Genomic DNA, 16,263 nt, shown 5'->3' with positions numbered 1-16,263 from the left:
CTCGACGACGAGATCTCAGCGCGCGATGAGCCAGATGATCACGATGATCACGATCAGCGCCACCACCGCCTGCTTCCAATAGGCCTTCGCCAGCAGCGGCAACACCGTCCGGCCGAGATCGAGGGCGTCGTCCGAGCCGCGTGGAGTGGGCGACGGCTGGCGCGGCGCCGATGCGGGGGGCGGAGCAGCAGGTGCCACCGGCTCCGACGGTATCGCGGTGCTCTCCACAGGCGGGACCGCGCTCTCGGCCGGCGGAGTGCTTTCGGGCGGCGGAGGGGTGCTTTCGGCCGGCGGAGGTGTGCTCTCGGCCGCGGGAGCCGTGCCCGACCCGTCCGCCGGCGTCTCACCGGGGGGCGCCGCCTGGTCCGCGCCGCCCGCCGGGGCCGCGACTCCGGCCGACGTCGCACCGCCGTTCTCGCCGAGCCGCTGCTCGAGGCAGGCGACGAACTGGCCCAGCAGCTTGTCGGAGACGTCCTGCATCACGCCGCGGCCGAACTGTGCCGGCTTGCCGGTGACCGCCAGGTCGGTGTGGACCTTCACCTCCGTCGAGTCGCCCCGGCCGTCCATGGTCAGGGTGACTGTCGCGCCGGCCGTGCCGTTGCCGCGCTTGTCCTTGCCCTTCGCGTCGACGACGAAGCGGTGGGCCGCCTCGTCCTTCTCGGTGAACGTTCCGCTGCCGTTGTAGACCAGCGCGATCGGGCCCAGCTTCACCTTCACCGAGCCGCTGAAGGTGTCCCCTTCGGCGCCGGTGACGGTCGCACCCGGGAAGCACTCCGCCACCGACGCGATGTCCTGGAACTCGGCCCAGGCGGTCTCGACCCCGACCGGAACCGTGAAGGAGTGGTCGAGATCCACTACGCCTCGGCCGCCTTCAACACCGCCCGACGCGTCAGCACGGTCGCGAGGTGCCGGCGGTAGTCGGCGTCGCCGTTCAGGTCGCTGGGCGGGTTCGTGCCCTCGGCGGCCTGGTCGGCAGCCGCGCGTACGCCGTCCTCCGTCGCCGCGGCTCCGGACAGGGCGTTCTCGGTCGCCCTGGCCCGGAGCGGCGTCGACCCCATGTTCGTCAGCGCGACCCTGGCCTCGCTGATCGCTCTACCATCGGCTGGGCCAGAGGCGTCGACGGTCGCAGCGACCGCCACGATCGGCCACTGGTGGGCGACCCGCACGAACTTCTCGTAGTGGGCGCCCCAGCCGGTCTTCTTCGGCACCCGGATCTCGGTCAGGATCTCGTCCTCCCCGATCGCCGTCTCGAAGAGGTCGACGAAGAACTCCGACGCCGGCACCGACCTCGTGCCTCCCGGACCGGCGATGCTGAACTCCGCGTCCATCGCCAGCGCGGCCGAACCCATGTCACCGGCCGGGTCGGCGTGGGCGCACGAGCCGCCGAACGTGCCGCGGTGGCGCACCTGGCTGTCGGCCACCTCGGCCGCCGCCTTCGAGAGGAGTACGGCGTGCTGCCGGACCAGGTCGTTGGTGACCATCTCGGCGTGCGTCGTGAGGGCACCGATGACCAGCGCGTCACCGTCCTCGCGGACGCCCCGGAGGCTCTCGATCCGGCCCAGGTCGATCACCATCTCCGGCGCGTTGAGCCGCATCCGGAGCACCGGCAGCAGGCTCTGCCCGCCGGCCATGATCTTCGCGTCGTCCCCGTGCTGGGCGAGCGCACTGAGCGCGTCCTCGACGCTGGTCGGCGCGACGTAGTCGAACTTCGCGGGGATCATGCGCCCGCTCCTTCCGTGGAGGAGGTGCCGGATTCGTCGGCATCGAAGTGCGGCATCGCCGCTCCCTCGGTCGGGCCGCCGGTGGAGGACGAGGTGTTGATCGCCTTCCACACGCGCTCCGGCGTGCACGGCATCGTGATGTCACTGACGCCGAGATGGCGCACGGCGTCGACGATCGCGTTCACGACGGCCGGGGTCGAGGCGATCGTGCCGGCCTCGCCCACGCCCTTGGTGCCGAGCGAGTTGGTCGTCGACGGACTCGTCGTGTGGTCGATGTCGAACGAGATCGTGTCGGCCGCCGTCGGCAGCAGGTAGTCCACGAAGGAGCCGCTCACGAGCGTCCCGGAGTCGTCGTAGACCGCCTCCTCCCAGAGCGCCTGCGCGATGCCCTGCACCAGGCCGCCGTGCACCTGCCCGCTCACGATCAGCGGGTTGATGATGGTCCCGACATCGTCGCAGGCGACGTACTTGCGCATCGTCGTCCGCCCGGTCTCGGTGTCCACCTCCATCGCGCACAGGTGCGTGCCGTGGGGGAAGGAGAAGTTGACGGGGTCGTACGTCGACTCGGCGTCGATGTTCGGCTCGATCCCCTCCGGGTAGTCGTGCGCGGCGAACGTCGCCAGCGCGACGTCCTGGATCGTCTTGCCCTGGTCGGTGCCCTTGACCGAGAAGGTGCCCGCGGAGAACTCCACGTCGTCGACGTTCGCCTCGAGCAGGTGGGCCGCGATCGGCTTGGCCCGCTCGATCACCTTGTCTGCCGCCCGCACCAGCGCCTCGCCTCCGACGGTGAGCGAGCGCGAGCCGTAGGTGTCGAGCCCCTTGTGCGAGACCTGGGTGTCGCCGTGCAGGATCTCCACGTCCTCGAACGGCACGCCCAGCCGGTCGGCGACGATCTGGCTGAACGCCGTCTCGTGGCCCTGTCCGTGGGGGCTCGCGCCGGTGACGACCTCGACCTTGCCGGTGGCCAGCATCCGCACGCTCGCGTGCTCCCAGCCGCCGGCGCCGTAGTCGAGCGAGCCGAGCACCCGGCTCGGCGCCAGCCCGCACATCTCGGTGAACGTCGAGATGCCGATGCCCAGCTGGACCGGGTCGCCCGCATCACGGCGCTTCTTCTGCTCGGCCCGCAGCGCGTCGTACCCGAACATCTCCTTGGCCTTGGCCGTGGCCGCCTCGTAGTTGCCGGAGTCGTAGGTGAGGCCGGCGACCGTGGTGAAGGGGAACTCCTCGTGCTTGATCCAGTTCTTCTCGCGGATCTCCAGAGGGTCGACCCCGACCTCGGCGGCCAGCTCGTCCATCATCCGCTCGACGGCGTACGTCGCCTCCGGGCGGCCCGCGCCGCGGTAGGCGTCGGTCCACGCCTTGTTGGTGAGCACGGTCTGGCAGGAGAAGCGGTACGCCGGGAACTTGTAGATGGCGTTGAACATGAACGCGCCGAGCACCGGCACACCGCCGCCGACGATGGCGACATACGCGCCCAGATCGGCCAGCAGGTCCACCTTGAACCCGGTGACCGTGCCGTCCTGGGTGGCGCCCAGGGTGAGCTTCTGCCACTGGTCGCGGCCGTGGTGGGCGCTCAACAGGCTCTCGCTCCGGGTCTCGGTGTACTTGACCGGCTTGTTGACCCGGCGGGCGACCGCCCAGGTGATCCACTCCTCGGGCGTCGCCTGGAGCTTGCCACCGAAGCCACCGCCGACATCGGGCGCGATCACCCGGATCTTGGACTCCGGTACGCCGGTCGTGGCCGCCAGCGCGAACCGCAGGATGTGCGGGATCTGGGTCGCCGACCACATGGTCAGCTGCTCCCCCGTCGGGTCAACCACGACCGAGCGCGGCTCCATGAAGGCCGGGATCAGCCGCTGCTGGCGGTACTCCCGCTCGATCACGATGCCGTCGGTGCGGGCCTTCTCGATCGCCTCCTCGACGTTGCCGCCGGTGCCGGACTCGGCGGAGTCGAACACCCACAGGGCGGACTTGTTGGTGCCCGCGTCGGGATGCGCCAGCACCGTGTCCTCCGCCGCCTCCTTGAGATCGAGGGCGGCGGGGAGCTCGACGTACTCCACGTCGACCAGCTCGGCGGCGTCGCGCGCCTCGGCGGCCGTACGTGCCACCACGACCGCGACGATCTCGCCGGCGAACGACACCCGGTCGGCGGGCATCGGCGAGTGGTTGGGTGTGACCTGCTCCGGCGTGAGGGGCCAGGCGTTGATGCACACGCCGAGCTCGTCGCCGAAGTCGGCGCCGGTGAAGACGCCGATCACGTTGGGCGCGCTCGCGGCGGCGCTGGTCTCGATGCGGGCGATCTCGGCATGGGCGAACGGACTGCGGACCATGGCCATGTGGACCATGCCCGGCAGGGTGATGTTGTCGGTCCACCGGGTGCGTCCGGTGATGAGTCGTTGGTCCTCCTTGCGGCGGCGGTCCCGGCCGATCTCCGGCGCGGGCGCGGTGGCAGCGGGGGCCTCGGTCGTGGCGGTCACCGGGCACCTGCCTTCTCGCCCTGCGTCTCGCCGGCGTGCTCCGCGGCGTACAGGACGCTCTTGACGATGTTGTGGTAGCCCGTGCACCGGCAGAGGTTGCCCTCGAGGCCGAGTCGCACCTCCGCCTCGGTCGGATGCGGGTTCTCGGCCAGCAGGTCGACGGTCTGCATGATCATGCCCGGCGTGCAGAAGCCGCACTGGAGGCCGTGGCACTCGCGGAAGGCTTCCTGGACGGGGTGGAGCTCGCCGTCGGTGGCCAGGCCCTCGATCGTGGTCACCTCGTGACCGTCGGCCTGGACGGCGAGGACGTTGCAGCTCTTCACGCTGCGGCCGTCGAGGTGGACCGTGCAGGCACCACAGTTGCTGGTGTCGCAGCCGATCACGGTGCCGGTCTTCCCGAGCTTCTCCCGCAGGTACTGCACCAGCAGCATCCGCGGCTCGACGTCGTCGGTGACCTGTGTCCCGTCGACGGTGAGGCTGATCTGGGTCATCGGGGGCCTGCCTTTCGCGCGCACCTGGTCGCACAGATGTCTGTGGACCTCCTCACGCTAGGGCTCGCTCGGTTGGCGAAAGGTTGCCCGGCCGGCGCCGGGTTTGTGACCGGGTCGAGGGGCGGCTCCGGGGCGGGTCAACGGTCGGCCGCGACCATCAGGAACATCGGCCGGTCGCGCTCCTCGGCGAGCTCCGGCTGTGCCTCGACCTGCTCCGGGGAGGGGACCGACTCGAGCACCCTGCGGAGGGTGAATCCGGCGTCCAGCAGGGTGTTCAGCAGCGTGCCGAGGGTGCGGTGCTGCTTGCGTACGCCGGGCGCGAGCCAGTCCCGGACCCGCACGCCCTCCTCGCCGTACCGGTCCAGCGGCCAGCTACGCCGCCCGTCGTGCTCGATCCACTGCGACTCGGTCGGCGCCGTGTAGACCGGGTGCTCGCAGGTGAGCACGAACGAGCCCCCGGGCCGCAGCGCCCCATGGACCATCCCGACGAAGCGGGACAGGTCGACCAGGTAGTGCAGCACCAGCGCGCTGTAGGCGACGTCGTACGCCGCAGCCGGCAGGGTGAGCGTGTCGAGGTCGGCCCGGGTGTAGGTGATCGGGGCGCTCGGCCCGGTCAGCTCCCCGGCCCGGGCCAGCATCTGCTCGGACAGGTCGAAGGCGTCGACCAGCGCCGCCCCGGACTCGGCAGCCCAGCGCGCGAACGCGCCGTACCCGCAACCGAGGTCGACCACCTGCTTGTCGGTCAGGTCCGGGAGCAGCGCTCGTACCGACGGCCACTCGGGGGCACCGGCCAGGCCCTCCTCGGAACGGGCGAGGCGGCGGTACCCGGCCTGGAACTCCGGGTCGTCGTAGATGTTCTGGCCCACGCTCCTCGAGTATGCCCGCGTCAGGTCGTCTTCTAGGCTTTCCTGTCGGGAGGGGTCCGCGATGGCGCGGGCTGCGGAGGTGAGCCGTGGGTAGCGCCGATCACGAGCGGGCTGACTGGGAGCCGGTGCGCACCGGCATGTCCGGCGCCGAGGTACGTCGCTCGCCGGACGGGGACGCGTATGCCAAGTCCGGGTCCGGCACCCTGCGCGATGACCTGCACGACGAGCGTGAGCGACTCGAGTGGCTGGCCGGGACGGACCTGCCTGCGGCCGAGGTCCTCGACTGGGCCGACGACGGTGAGACGGCCACCCTCACGCTCCGCACGGTGCCCGGGGTGCCCATGAGCGACCTGCCCGCGTCGGCCGTGCCGGACGCGGTGCCGTCGCTGGCGCGGATGCTGCGCCGGCTGCACGCGGTCGACCGTGAGTCATGCCCGTTCGAGCGCTGGCTCGCGGTGACGGTCGCCCTGGCCCGGGTGCGGGTCGACGAGGGACTGGTCGACGAGGGCGACTTCGACGACGACCGCCAGGGGACGTCGGGCGCCCAGCTGGTGGCGGAGCTGATGGATGGGCGCCCTCGGGCCGAGGAGCTCGAGCTGGACGACCTGGTGGTCTGCCACGGCGACGCCTGCCTTCCCAACTTCCTGGTCGACCCCGACACGCTCGAGGTGACCGGGATGATCGACGTCCACCGGCTCGGCGTCGCCGACCGTCACCTCGACCTGGCCCTGGCGACGCGGTCGATGTCCGACCTCCGGCTCAACCCCGCCTACGGCCCCGACGCCGCGGACGCCCTGCTCACGGCGTACGGTCTGCCCGCCGATCCGTGGCGGCTGGACTTCTACCGGCTGCTGGACGAGTTCTTCTGACTCCGGTTCTGTCGGCGGCGGACGGTTCATCACGCTGGGCAGGTGAACCCGCGCCCGGCCAGGTGAGTTCCACGAGCCCAGTGCCGGTTCGAACACCCAGCGTGATGAACCGTCCATGACCGGCCCAGCCGTCAGCCCCGCGCGGCCGCCAGCCGACCCTTGAGCAGCGGCTTGACCGGATGGGGCCTGTCGCCGAGGGCCGCCAGGCACGCCTCCATCACCTCGGTGTCGTACGGCGCGAGCTCGCTGTAGCGGATCACCGCCGACGGCTCGGGGCCGGCGAGCAGGGCCTCGCGCATCGCGACCGCGACGTACTCCCCCAGCTCGACGAGGGCCGGCGACTCGGTGCCGGGCAGCAGGTCGCCGCCGTACCGGGCGACCGCGGCCGCCGCGTCGCCGCGCTGGAGCGCCTCGAGCACGTCGTCGATGTCGGTCGAGACCGGCAAGGTGAGCCGGTAGGGCCGAGAGGCGAGCTGGCCGCCGAGGGCCGCGCGCAGGTGCGAGACCTCCGCCTTGAGCGTCGACAGGGTCACGGCGTGGTCGCCGTAGACCAGCGCGTGCAGACGGTCGAGCGAGAGCCCGTCGGGATGCAGGGCGAGGATGGCCAGGATCTCGGTCTGGCGGCGGTTCAGCAGCAGGCGGCTGCCGTCGAGGGTCGCCTCGGCGTTGCCGAGAAGGCGGAGCTGGAGACCGGTCGGGCCGCCCTGGTCCTCCAGCATCGGATTCGCCGCCGAGAGGGGCATCGCCGTCTCGATGAGCCGGGCCAGCACGCGCGCGGTCGCCAGGCCGATCGGGTGGGTGCGGTCCCAGGTGGTGGAGAGGTCGACGACGCCGAGCTGGGCGCCGGTGACCGGATCGTGCACCGGCGCGGCCCAACACACCCAGTTGTGCACGATCGGGGCGTAGTGCTCGGCGCTGAAGACCATGCTCGGCCGGCCGAGCCGGTTGGCCAGGTCGAGGGCGTTGGTGCCGACGGACTCGTCGTCCCATCGGGCGGCCGGGACGAAGTTCACCGACTCCGCCCTGCGGCGCATGACCCGCCCGCCGTACGTCCAGAGGATGCGGGTCTGCCGGTCGGTCACGGCGAGCACCAGGTCGCCGTCCTCGGCCGTGCGCCGCAGCTCGGCCTCGACGCTCGAGACCGCCCGCTGGAGCGGCGATCCCTGCCAGAACGCCCGCGCCGCCGACTCGTCGTCCAGCGGCGCCTCGGCGACGTCCCACGACACGTGCGGCTGCGACCGGTGCCAGCTGCGGAGGATCTCCGGGCGGACCAGCGACGCCGCGCCGTCGCCGTGCTCCACGAACGCGGTCCAGGCGCGCATGGCGCTCAGGCGGCGGTCCTGAAGGTCGTTCGTCGTCATCGGGAGTCCCAACGTGCGCGGCTGACCAGGTCACCGTAGCGCGACGGGACCAAGCAGATCACTCGTGATGGATGCGGCCCTCGCGCTGCGCCAAGCGGCGGCCGGACCCACCCCAGCGGCCGGCGATGATCTCGGCCGCGATCGAGACCGCGGTCTCCTCCGGCGTACGCGCGCCGAGGTCGAGCCCGATCGGGCTGGACAGGCGCGCCAGCTCGTCGTCGGAGACGCCGGCCTCGCGGAGCCTGGCCTCTCGGTCTTCGTGGGTACGCCGCGAACCCATCGCGCCGACGTAGGCGACCTCCGGCAGGCGCAGCGCGACCTCGAGCAGGGGTACGTCGAACTTCGGGTCGTGGGTGAGCACGGTGATCACCGTCCGCGCGTCGAGGGCGCCGGCGTCGCGCTGCTTCTCGAGGTAGCGGTGCGGCCACTCGACCACGACCTCGTCGGCGTCGGGGAACCGCGTGTTGGTGGCGAAGACCGGTCGCGCGTCGCAGACGGTCACGTGGTAGCCGAGGAAGCTGCCGACGCGTGCGACCGCTGCCGCGAAGTCGATGGCGCCGAAGACCAGCATCCGCGGCTTGGGCGCGAACGCCCACACGAAGACCCGCATGCCCTCGCCGCGGCGTTCACCGTCGGGACCGTAGGTCAGCGTGGCGTTCGCGCCGCTCGCGAGCAGGCCGGTCGCGTCGTCGCGCACGGCGTCGTCGGCGCGCGAGGAGCCGATCGTGCCGGTGACCTCGTGGGTGTCCGGGTGGATGATCACGCGGCGTCCGAGCCAGGACGGGTCGGGGTGCTCGATCACCGTCGCCACCGCCACCGGACGGCCGGCCTCGAGGTCGGCGGCGAGATCCTCCAGCTCGGGGTACGTCTCGCGCGAGACCTTCTCGACGTACACGTCGAGGATGCCCCCGCAGGTCAGGCCGACGGCGAACGCGTCGTCGTCGGAGATCCCGTAGCGGGTGAGCACGGGGACGCCGGACTCGACGACCTCCTTGCCCAGCTCGTAGACCGCGCCCTCCACGCAACCGCCGGACACCGAGCCGACGACGGTCTCGTCGGGGCCGACCAGCATGCTCGCGCCGGGCGGGCGCGGAGCCGAGCGGAAGGTCGCGACCACCGTGCCGACGCCGACCTCCTCGCCGGCACGCCACCAGTCGAGCAGCTCCGGAAGGACCTCACGCATCGGCCAGCACCTCCACCAGGTCGGCGTACGTCGCGAGCGAGTGCCCGGCGACGAAGTCGTCGCAGAAGGGGAGCGCGGCCAGCACACCGGTCTGGACGGCTTCGTAGCCCTCCTTGCCGCGGTGGGGGTTCACCCACACGACGCGGTGCGCGATCCGGCCCAGCCGGGCCATCTGCTCTGCGAGCACCGACGCGTCACCTCGCTCCCATCCGTCGCTGAACACAACGACGACGGCACCCCGGGCCATTCCGCGCTGCCCCCAGCGGTCGAGGAAGAAGCGCAGCGTCTCGCCGAGCCGTGTGCCGCCCGACCAGTCCGGCACCGTGTCGCCGGCCGCGACGAGGGCGCGCTCGGGGTCGCGCAGCCGCATCGCGCGGGTGACGTGGGTGACCCGGGTGCCGATGGTGAACGTCTCAACATTGCCGATGCCCTGGGTGAGTCGGTGTGCCAGCCGCAGGAGGGCGTCGGCGTACGACGTCATCGAGCCGCTGATGTCCACCAGCAGCACCACGCGCCGCGGCTTCCTGGCCCGGCGTCGCCAGGCGATCTCGGCCGGCTCGCCCATCCGGCGCAGGCTGGACCGCAGGGTGCGGGGCGCGTCGACGAGCCCGCGGTGCCAGCGCTGGTGACGCGCCGTACGCCGGAGCGGTGGCCGCGGGCGCAGGGTCGCGAACATCGCCGCCAGCCGCTGCTTCTCCACCGCGCTCAGGGACGCCACGTCACGGTGTCGGAGCACCTCGGTCGCGCTGGCCGCGGCGCGGATGACGTCGTCGGCGTCTCCGAGCTCGGTGCCGGCGGCGTCGTCGAGAGGTAGCTCGCTCGGCGTGGACTCGGGTCGCACGACCGGCCTCGGGCGCGGGAGTCCGTGCCGGGCGTTGAAGAACGCCTCGAAGACCTGGTCGAAGCGCACCAGGTCATCCGGCCCGGCGCACAAGGTCGAGCGGCCGGCGATCCGTACGGCCGACGGGTCGTCGGCACCGAGCATCGCGGCGGCGGCCAGGAACTCGTGCGCCCGGTCCTGCGTGACCGGTACGCCGCCGGCCCGGACGGCGCGGGCGAAGGCGAGCAGGATCTCGTCCCCGCCGCGGATCGTCGTCGTACTCATGTACGCAGCAGCTGGTCCAGCGCCTGCTTCACCCGGTCGGAGTCCTCGCGGTACTTCACCAGCGCGCCCAGCGTGGTCGCCGCGGACTCGAGGTCGAGCTCGGCGGTCCCGAGGTGGTGGAGCGCCCGGGCCCAGTCGAGCGTCTCGGCGACACCGGGCGGCTTGGTCAGGTCACGGGTCCGGAGGTCCTGGACGACCGCCACCACCTGGCGGGCCAGCGCCTCGGAGACCTCCGGAGCCCGCGAGCGCACGATCTGCAGCTCGCGCTCGAGGCCGGGGTGCTCGATCCAGTGGTAGAGGCAGCGCCGCTTGAGCGCGTCGTGGAGCTCGCGGGTGCGGTTGGAGGTGAGGACGACGACCGGCGGGGTCGCCGCCCGCACGGTCCCGAGCTCGGGGATGGACACCTGCCACGTCGACAGCACCTCCAGCAGGAACGCCTCGAACTCGTCGTCGGCACGGTCGACCTCGTCGACGAGGAGCAGGGCGGGACTCTGCTGGAGCGCGGCCAGCACCGGCCGCGCGAGCAGGAACCGCTCGTCGTACAGGCTCTTCTCGGCCTCCTCGGCGTCGGCTCCGCCGGTGCCGCCGGTGGCCTCGAGGGCGCGGAGGTGGAGGATCTGGCGCGGGAAGTCCCAGTCGTAGAGCGCCTGGGTGGCGTCGATGCCCTCGTAGCACTGCAGCCGGACCAGGCGCAGGTCGAGCCCTTCGGCGAGCGCCTCGGCGAGCGCGGTCTTCCCGGTACCGGGCTCGCCCTCGAGGAGGAGCGGACGCTGCATCGCGAGCGTGAGGTAGGTGACCGTGGCCAGCTCGTCGTCGCACAGGTAGCCGGTGCGGCCGAGCAGGCCCGCCACGTCGGCGGCAGAGGTCACCTCCATGTCTCCAGGCTACTTGTCGGTCCGTTGGGCGATGGTTGGATCGACTCCGTGGACGACTCGGCGTCGCTCGCGCACTGGCAGCGGATCCGGGACGAGCCGGCCCGTCCAGGGATAGTACGGATCACCAGGCTTGTGTCGCCGCCGGAAGGACCCGCCTGGTGATCCGTACTATCGGCCTACCTGCGAGTCGACGTCGCGGCCGGTGGCGAGGTCGCCGCACTCGACCGATGTGACGTCGCGGGAGGCGAGGTAGGTGCGGGCGCCCTGGTCGCCGACGGCCGTCTCGGCCACGCCGGCCCAGTGGTCGCGGCCCAGGAGGACCGGGTGCCCGGGCCTGCCGTCGTACGTCGCGCGTGCCAGTCCCGCGGGACCGGGCGGGACAGCGGCGATCACCCGGGCCACGACCTCCGGCACCAGGTCGGGGAGGTCCACGAGCGAGACGACGACGGCGGTGTCCGTCGACTCCGCGAGCGCGTCCAAGCCGGCTCGGAGCGAGGCACCCATCCCGTCGGCCCAATCGTCGGCGACGACGACGTTCACCTCGAGGTTCTCGACGATCGACCCGGCGCGTTCGGCGTCGGCGCCCAGGACGACCGTGACCCGGGTGCATCCCCCGTCACGCAGGTTCGAGATGCCACGGACCAGCCACGACCCGGTGTCGTCGTGCACCAGCGCCTTCGGCAGCCCCATCCGGCGGCCGGCCCCGGCGGCGAGCAGCAGTCCTTCCACGCCCGCCAGCCTGTCAGACCGGCCGCCCGTGGGGCTCAGCCGAACGCGCGGTCGTACAGCGACTGCAGGCTGCCACCGGCCGGGCCCGTGTAACCGCACCCGGTCACGCGGCCGTCGGAGGCGGCGACGAGGTAGTCGTGGTGGAGCGCCAGGTCTCCCGCCTGCGTCATCTCGGGGATGCCTCGCGGCATCAGCGTCACCTTCACCAGGTCGGTGGGCCCGCCGGCGTACCAGTGGCTCACCTCGAACGTCGCCGTCCTGGGCGTCAGGGACACGAGGCTGCCGCGGAAGGCGACGGACTGCACGCGCAGCACGCGGGTGCTCAGCACGATGCACGAACCCTGGACGGGAATCGCCCGCAGCTGGGTGACACTGGGCCTCGCGGCAGGGGTCGTGCCGTGGTCGCGCTCGGCGAGTCCGAAGATCCCGGCGGCGGCGATCAGGACGACCGCTGCGGCGGCCACCAGCCAGGTGAGCGGGCTGCGGTCGTGTGTGCCGGTCTCCCGGGTCTCGTGCGAGCGGGTCGCGGTGTCGGGCATGGCTGCCTCCAGGAGCTGGGCCACCCGGTCGGGGCCGGCCGGTGGGAGGGAGGAGGCGGGATCGGCCGCGCGGAGCCGCGAGAGCAGCTCCCTGTCCGGTTCGTGGTCGGTCACCGTCTCCCCCCTTCCGTCGTCTCCTCATGTCCGTCGGCGGCGTCGATCTTTCGCAGCTCGGTGCGCAGCCTGTCCTTCGCGCGGTACAGCCGGATGCTCGCGGCGTTCGGCGTGATGTCGAGGACCGTCGCGATCTCGCCGGGGGTCAGCTGCTCCCAGGCCCAGAGCCGCAGGAGCTCGCCGTCCTCGGGCGAGAGCCCCGCCATCGCCTCGGCCAGCCGGTCGTCGCCGATCGGTTCGGGGGCCTCGCGCGGCGGCTCGAGCGTCGCGATCCGACCGGCCAGCCGGCGTTGTCGCCGCGCACCGCGCGCGGCGTTCGCCAGGCAGAGCCGCGCCACGCCGTACGCGAACGGCAGCGACCGGGCCGGGAGCTCGTCGTACCTCCGCCAGCACACCAGCAGCGTCTCGGCGAGGACGTCGTCGGCGGTCGCCGCGTCCGTACGCCGTGCGAGGAAGCGCCGCAGGGGCTCGAGGATCTCCCGGACGGTCTCCTCGAACCGAGCGCGTGCCTCGACGTCCCGAGTATCAGCGCGGTCCACGGGCTCCACGGTGGCACATGTCCGGCAGCGCGCCACATCTTTCACGCGCGACCGCGGTCAGCCCGCCGCGATCAGTCCGATACCGGCGAGCACCACGACCGCGCCGGCGAGCCGGCGAGCCGGTCGCGGCTCGCGCAGCACCAGCCACCCGAACACCGCCCCGACCACGATGCTCGACTCGCGGGCGGCGGCGACGAGGGCGACCGGCGCGAGCTGCATCGCGCGGAGCACCAGCAGGTACGCCAGCGGCGAGAGGACGGCGACCGCCAGGGCCGGTGTACGAGCGGCTGCCCAGACCTCACGCACCGGCACGGGGTCGCTCCTGCGGACGAGGAGCACGCCCAGGAACGGCAGCTGGAGCAGAAGCCCGATCACGAAGTAGGGCACCGGCGGGACGTCGAGACCGTTGACCGAGTGGTTGTCCCAGAGGGTGTACGCCGCGATGGTCGCGCCAGTCGCGAGCCCCCAGGTCACGCCCGCGCGGTCATGTGCCAGCCGACCGGCCCGGCCTCCGAGCGAGATCACCAGGACACCGCCCACGACGGCGAGCACGCCGACCACCTCGGCCGGTGAGGGATGCTGGCCGAGCACGGTCACCGCCACCAGGAAGGTGAGCATCGGGCCGGCGCCGCGCGCGAGCGGGTAGACGAGGTTGAGGTCCCCCTCGGCGTACCCCCGCTGGAGCACGAGCTGGTAGACGATGTGCAGCAGCGCCGACACCAGCGGCCCGCCGAGCCACCACCCCGTGGGCCGGTCGCCGGTCACGACCACCCAGACGACGCCGATCGGCACCCAGAGCGTCGCGCTGGCGACGACGTAGACCCAGACGAACGCGACCCGGTCGCCGCCGGGGGCTCCCTTGGCCGCGAGGTTCCAGGTGGCGTGCAGGAGCGCGGCCGTGAGGACCAGCGCGAGCGCGGTGCCGCTCACCTGTCGCCGGTGCCGTCGCCCGTGTCGTTGCCCCGGGCCATCCGCATCTCGACCACGCCGGTGTCGGGCTCGGGCTTGCGGCCGCCCTCGTCGGCGAAGCCGTGCCGGCGGTAGAAGGCGATCGCACGCTGGTTGCCCTCCAGCACCCAGAGGTACGCCGCCCGGTCGCCGATCGCGTGGGCCATCAGGTCGTCGGCAAGTCCGGACCCATGGGCCCGGCGCAGGACGTTGATCGCGTACAGCTCGAGCGGCACCGGTGGATCCAGGTCGCGCGGCGGACCCGTGGCCGCCATCCCGACGATCCCGTGCTCGTCGCGTGCCACCCACTCCTCGACACCCGCAGCCGGGTGCAGGATGCGCTGCCGCCGGCGTTCGCCGGCCCGCGCCGGGTCGAGCGCCGCCAGGTAGTCCGCCGGCATGAGCCCGGCGTACGCCTCCTGCCAGACCCGGGTGTGCACCGCGCCGGCCTCCTCGGCGTCCGCCAGCTGAATCGGCGCGATGGTCCAGGGCACGGGCCTCACGCTCTCACAGGGCTCGGGCCTCAGCGGCAGTAGCCGAGCATCTGGCCGAGGGCCGCCTTCTCCGAGGGGTCGATCGCGAGGTGGTAGCTGGTCTTGATCGCGATCCAGCGCCGGGCGTAGCTGCACTGGAAGCCCTTGCGTGGTCGCCAGGACGCCGGATCGCCGTCGCCCTTGCTCATGTTGGTCGGGCCGTCGACCGCGAGCAGCTCGTGCAGGTCGTTGGCGAAGGTCTTCCTGCGGTCGTCGCTCCAGGTCCGCGCCCCGGACACCCACGCCTCGGCGAGCGGCACGATGTGGTCGATCTGGATCGCCTCGGCCTGGTGCAGGTCCTTGAGGTCGGTGAACGTCAGTGTCCGACCCGTGTACGGGTCGTACCAGGTGCCCGCCAGCACGTCGTGGTCGCACCCGCCCTGCTGCGCCACGCGCGTCGACCCCGGCACCGCGTCCCGGAGGAGGACGTCGTCACGCTGGTTGCACCCGTCGCCGTCGGTGTCCACCCAGTCGCTGCCGAACGCCGCCCGCAGGTAGCCCTCGGTCCCCCGCGGCCGCGGTCGTACGACGAGCCGGTCGAGCTCGGCGCGGGCCTGGGCCGCATCGGACGGCAGGGCGGTCGGGCTCGCGGTGTGCTCCGCCTGCTGAGCCCGCTGGGAGGGATGGGTCCGGTGATGGTGGGCGCCGGCCCGGTGCCGCTGCGCGTGCGGCGTACTGCTCGGGTCACAGCCGGTCAGCAGCGCGACGACGACTCCCACGGCGAGGACCCACACGACCCATCGCCCTCGCGGGGCGTCAGACGGACCGTGTGCCATGGCCCACCGACGGTACGACGTCCCGGGGACCGGCGACCCCGGAACACACGAAGACCCCCGCCGGAGCGGGGGTCTTCGTGGTGATGTTCCAGAGCGGTCGGATCAGAAATCCATTCCACCCATGCCGCCGTCGCCACCCGGCATCGGCGCGGCCTTCTCCGGCTTGTCCGCGACGACCGCCTCGGTCGTCAGGAACAGCGCGGCGATGGACGCGGCGTTCTGCAGGGCGGAGCGGACGACCTTCGTCGGGTCGGGGACACCGGCAGCGAGCATGTCGCCGTACTCGCCGGTGGCCGCGTTCAGGCCGTGGCCCTCCGGGAGACCGGCGACCTTCTCGGCCACGACGCCGCCCTCGAGACCGGCGTTGAGCGCGATCTGGCGGACGGGGGCGCCCACGGCGACCTTGACGATGTTGGCACCGGTGGCCTCGTCGTCGGGCAGCTCGAGCTTGTCGAACGCCTTGGCGCCCGCCTGCAGCAGGGCCACGCCGCCACCGGCGACGATGCCCTCCTCGACGGAGGCCTTGGCAGCGCGGACGGCGTCCTCGATGCGGTGCTTGCGCTCCTTGAGCTCGACCTCGGTGGCCGCGCCGACCTTGATCACCGCGACGCCACCGGCCAGCTTGGCCAGGCGCTCCTGCAGCTTCTCGCGGTCGTAGTCGGAGTCGCTGTTCTCGATCTCGGCGCGGATCTGGTTGACCCGGCCCTCGATCTGGGCGGAGTCGCCGGCGCCCTCGACGATGGTGGTCTCGTCCTTGGTGATGACGACCTTGCGGGCCTGGCCCAGCAGCTCGACACCGGTCGACTCGAGCTTGAGACCGACCTCCTCGGAGATGACCTGGCCACCGGTCAGGATCGCGATGTCCTGGAGCATGGCCTTGCGGCGGTCACCGAAGCCCGGGGCCTTGACGGCGACGGACTTGAAGGTGCCGCGGATCTTGTTGACGACCAGGGTCGACAGGGCCTCGCCGTCGACGTCCTCGGCGATGATCAGCAGCGGCTTGCCGCTCTGCATGACCTTCTCGAGGATCGGCAGCAGGTCCTTGACCGAGGAGACCTTCTGGTTCGCGACCAGGATGTAGGGGTCGTCGAGGACGGACTCCATGCGCTCCATGTCGGTCGCGAAGTACGCCGAGAT

17 protein-coding genes are annotated in these 16,263 nt (G+C 72.2%); 1 reads left to right on the top strand and 16 read right to left on the bottom strand.

Features of this window, described 5'->3' with window-relative positions; all coding sequences use genetic code 11:
- Nucleotides 1–15: 15 nt before the first annotated feature.
- The 5 genes from VGK78_RS01900 to VGK78_RS01880 all read right to left on the bottom strand — a co-directional run bounded on the left by VGK78_RS01900 (nucleotide 16) and on the right by VGK78_RS01880 (nucleotide 5,555).
- Nucleotides 16–855 (bottom strand): SRPBCC family protein, encoded by an 840-nt coding sequence (locus VGK78_RS01900; RefSeq protein WP_331525578.1) that lies wholly within the window; start codon nucleotides 853–855, stop codon nucleotides 16–18.
- Nucleotides 855–1,721, bottom strand: a complete 867-nt coding sequence (locus tag VGK78_RS01895) for a xanthine dehydrogenase family protein subunit M (RefSeq protein WP_331525577.1) — start codon at nucleotides 1,719–1,721, stop codon at nucleotides 855–857. The genes VGK78_RS01900 and VGK78_RS01895 overlap by 1 nt, the downstream gene beginning before the upstream one ends.
- Complete coding sequence (locus VGK78_RS01890; protein ID WP_331525576.1) at nucleotides 1,718–4,198, bottom strand: xanthine dehydrogenase family protein molybdopterin-binding subunit; 2,481 nt, start codon at nucleotides 4,196–4,198, stop codon at nucleotides 1,718–1,720. The genes VGK78_RS01895 and VGK78_RS01890 overlap by 4 nt, the downstream gene beginning before the upstream one ends.
- Entirely contained in the window at nucleotides 4,195–4,689 is a 495-nt protein-coding gene (locus VGK78_RS01885; protein WP_331525575.1) for a (2Fe-2S)-binding protein, read from the bottom strand. The genes VGK78_RS01890 and VGK78_RS01885 overlap by 4 nt, the downstream gene beginning before the upstream one ends.
- Before the next feature lie 137 nt (nucleotides 4,690–4,826).
- The gene (locus VGK78_RS01880; RefSeq protein WP_331525574.1) at nucleotides 4,827–5,555 is read right to left on the bottom strand and encodes a class I SAM-dependent methyltransferase; all 729 of its coding nucleotides are present in this window, start codon (nucleotides 5,553–5,555) and stop codon (nucleotides 4,827–4,829) included.
- A gap of 86 nt (nucleotides 5,556–5,641) precedes the next feature.
- Here VGK78_RS01880 and VGK78_RS01875 point away from each other — a divergent pair, with 86 nt between their 5' ends.
- Complete coding sequence (locus VGK78_RS01875; protein WP_325550355.1) at nucleotides 5,642–6,424, top strand: APH(3') family aminoglycoside O-phosphotransferase; 783 nt, start codon at nucleotides 5,642–5,644, stop codon at nucleotides 6,422–6,424.
- A 131-nt stretch (nucleotides 6,425–6,555) separates the two neighbouring features.
- On the opposite strand, the gene VGK78_RS01870 is transcribed toward VGK78_RS01875, so the two are convergent.
- From VGK78_RS01870 to groEL, 11 genes are all read right to left on the bottom strand, one after another.
- Nucleotides 6,556–7,785 carry a transcriptional regulator gene (locus tag VGK78_RS01870; protein WP_325550354.1) on the bottom strand — a complete coding sequence of 410 codons (1,230 nt, stop codon included), beginning with the start codon at nucleotides 7,783–7,785 and terminating at the stop codon, nucleotides 6,556–6,558.
- A gap of 58 nt (nucleotides 7,786–7,843) precedes the next feature.
- Nucleotides 7,844–8,968, bottom strand: a complete 1,125-nt coding sequence (locus tag VGK78_RS01865; RefSeq protein WP_331525573.1) for an XdhC/CoxI family protein — start codon at nucleotides 8,966–8,968, stop codon at nucleotides 7,844–7,846.
- Nucleotides 8,961–10,073: a vWA domain-containing protein gene (locus tag VGK78_RS01860; protein ID WP_325550352.1), complete on the bottom strand. Its 1,113-nt coding sequence runs from the start codon at nucleotides 10,071–10,073 to the stop codon at nucleotides 8,961–8,963. The genes VGK78_RS01865 and VGK78_RS01860 overlap by 8 nt, the downstream gene beginning before the upstream one ends.
- Nucleotides 10,070–10,948, bottom strand: coding sequence for a MoxR family ATPase (locus VGK78_RS01855; protein WP_325550351.1), 879 nt, complete (start codon nucleotides 10,946–10,948; stop codon nucleotides 10,070–10,072). Before VGK78_RS01855 ends, VGK78_RS01860 begins: the two co-directional genes overlap by 4 nt.
- A gap of 168 nt (nucleotides 10,949–11,116) precedes the next feature.
- On the bottom strand, nucleotides 11,117–11,677 hold the full coding sequence (locus tag VGK78_RS01850) for a nucleotidyltransferase family protein (protein WP_325550350.1): 561 nt from the start codon (nucleotides 11,675–11,677) through the stop codon (nucleotides 11,117–11,119).
- A 35-nt stretch (nucleotides 11,678–11,712) separates the two neighbouring features.
- A complete protein-coding gene (locus VGK78_RS01845) occupies nucleotides 11,713–12,330 on the bottom strand; it encodes a hypothetical protein (RefSeq protein ID WP_325550349.1) in 618 nt (205 codons plus the stop codon).
- Nucleotides 12,327–12,869, bottom strand: a complete 543-nt coding sequence (locus VGK78_RS01840; protein WP_325550348.1) for a sigma-70 family RNA polymerase sigma factor — start codon at nucleotides 12,867–12,869, stop codon at nucleotides 12,327–12,329. The genes VGK78_RS01845 and VGK78_RS01840 overlap by 4 nt, the downstream gene beginning before the upstream one ends.
- A 57-nt stretch (nucleotides 12,870–12,926) precedes the next feature.
- On the bottom strand, nucleotides 12,927–13,799 hold the full coding sequence (locus tag VGK78_RS01835; protein WP_325550347.1) for a DMT family transporter: 873 nt from the start codon (nucleotides 13,797–13,799) through the stop codon (nucleotides 12,927–12,929).
- Entirely contained in the window at nucleotides 13,796–14,311 is a 516-nt protein-coding gene (locus VGK78_RS01830; RefSeq protein ID WP_325550346.1) for a GNAT family N-acetyltransferase, read from the bottom strand. The genes VGK78_RS01835 and VGK78_RS01830 overlap by 4 nt, the downstream gene beginning before the upstream one ends.
- 29 nt (nucleotides 14,312–14,340) lie before the next feature.
- Entirely contained in the window at nucleotides 14,341–15,069 is a 729-nt protein-coding gene (locus VGK78_RS01825) for an HNH endonuclease family protein (protein ID WP_331525571.1), read from the bottom strand.
- A gap of 159 nt (nucleotides 15,070–15,228) precedes the next feature.
- Nucleotides 15,229–16,263, bottom strand: a 1,035-nt coding sequence (gene groEL / locus VGK78_RS01820; RefSeq protein WP_331525569.1) for a chaperonin GroEL, incomplete at its 5' end; no start/stop codon positions are given.

It is taken from the genome of Nocardioides sp. (genome assembly GCF_036503465.1).
Classification (GTDB): Bacteria; Actinomycetota; Actinomycetes; order Propionibacteriales; family Nocardioidaceae; genus Nocardioides.
Note: the sequence above shows the minus strand (reverse complement) of the source record. Positions and strands in the feature narration are given on the sequence as shown.

Bases quoted from the DNA above. Each gene is read 5' to 3' on its own strand.
- VGK78_RS01895 (WP_331525577.1), bottom strand. From the start codon at position 1,721: ATGATCCCCGCGAAGTTCGACTACGTCGCGCCGACCAGCGTCGAGGAC.
- VGK78_RS01870 (WP_325550354.1), bottom strand. From the start codon at position 7,785: ATGACGACGAACGACCTTCAGGACCGCCGCCTGAGCGCCATGCGCGCC.
- VGK78_RS01855 (WP_325550351.1), bottom strand. From the start codon at position 10,948: ATGGAGGTGACCTCTGCCGCCGACGTGGCGGGCCTGCTCGGCCGCACC.
- VGK78_RS01885 (WP_331525575.1), bottom strand. From the start codon at position 4,689: ATGACCCAGATCAGCCTCACCGTCGACGGGACACAGGTCACCGACGAC.
- VGK78_RS01865 (WP_331525573.1), bottom strand. From the start codon at position 8,968: ATGCGTGAGGTCCTTCCGGAGCTGCTCGACTGGTGGCGTGCCGGCGAG.
- VGK78_RS01860 (WP_325550352.1), bottom strand. From the start codon at position 10,073: ATGAGTACGACGACGATCCGCGGCGGGGACGAGATCCTGCTCGCCTTC.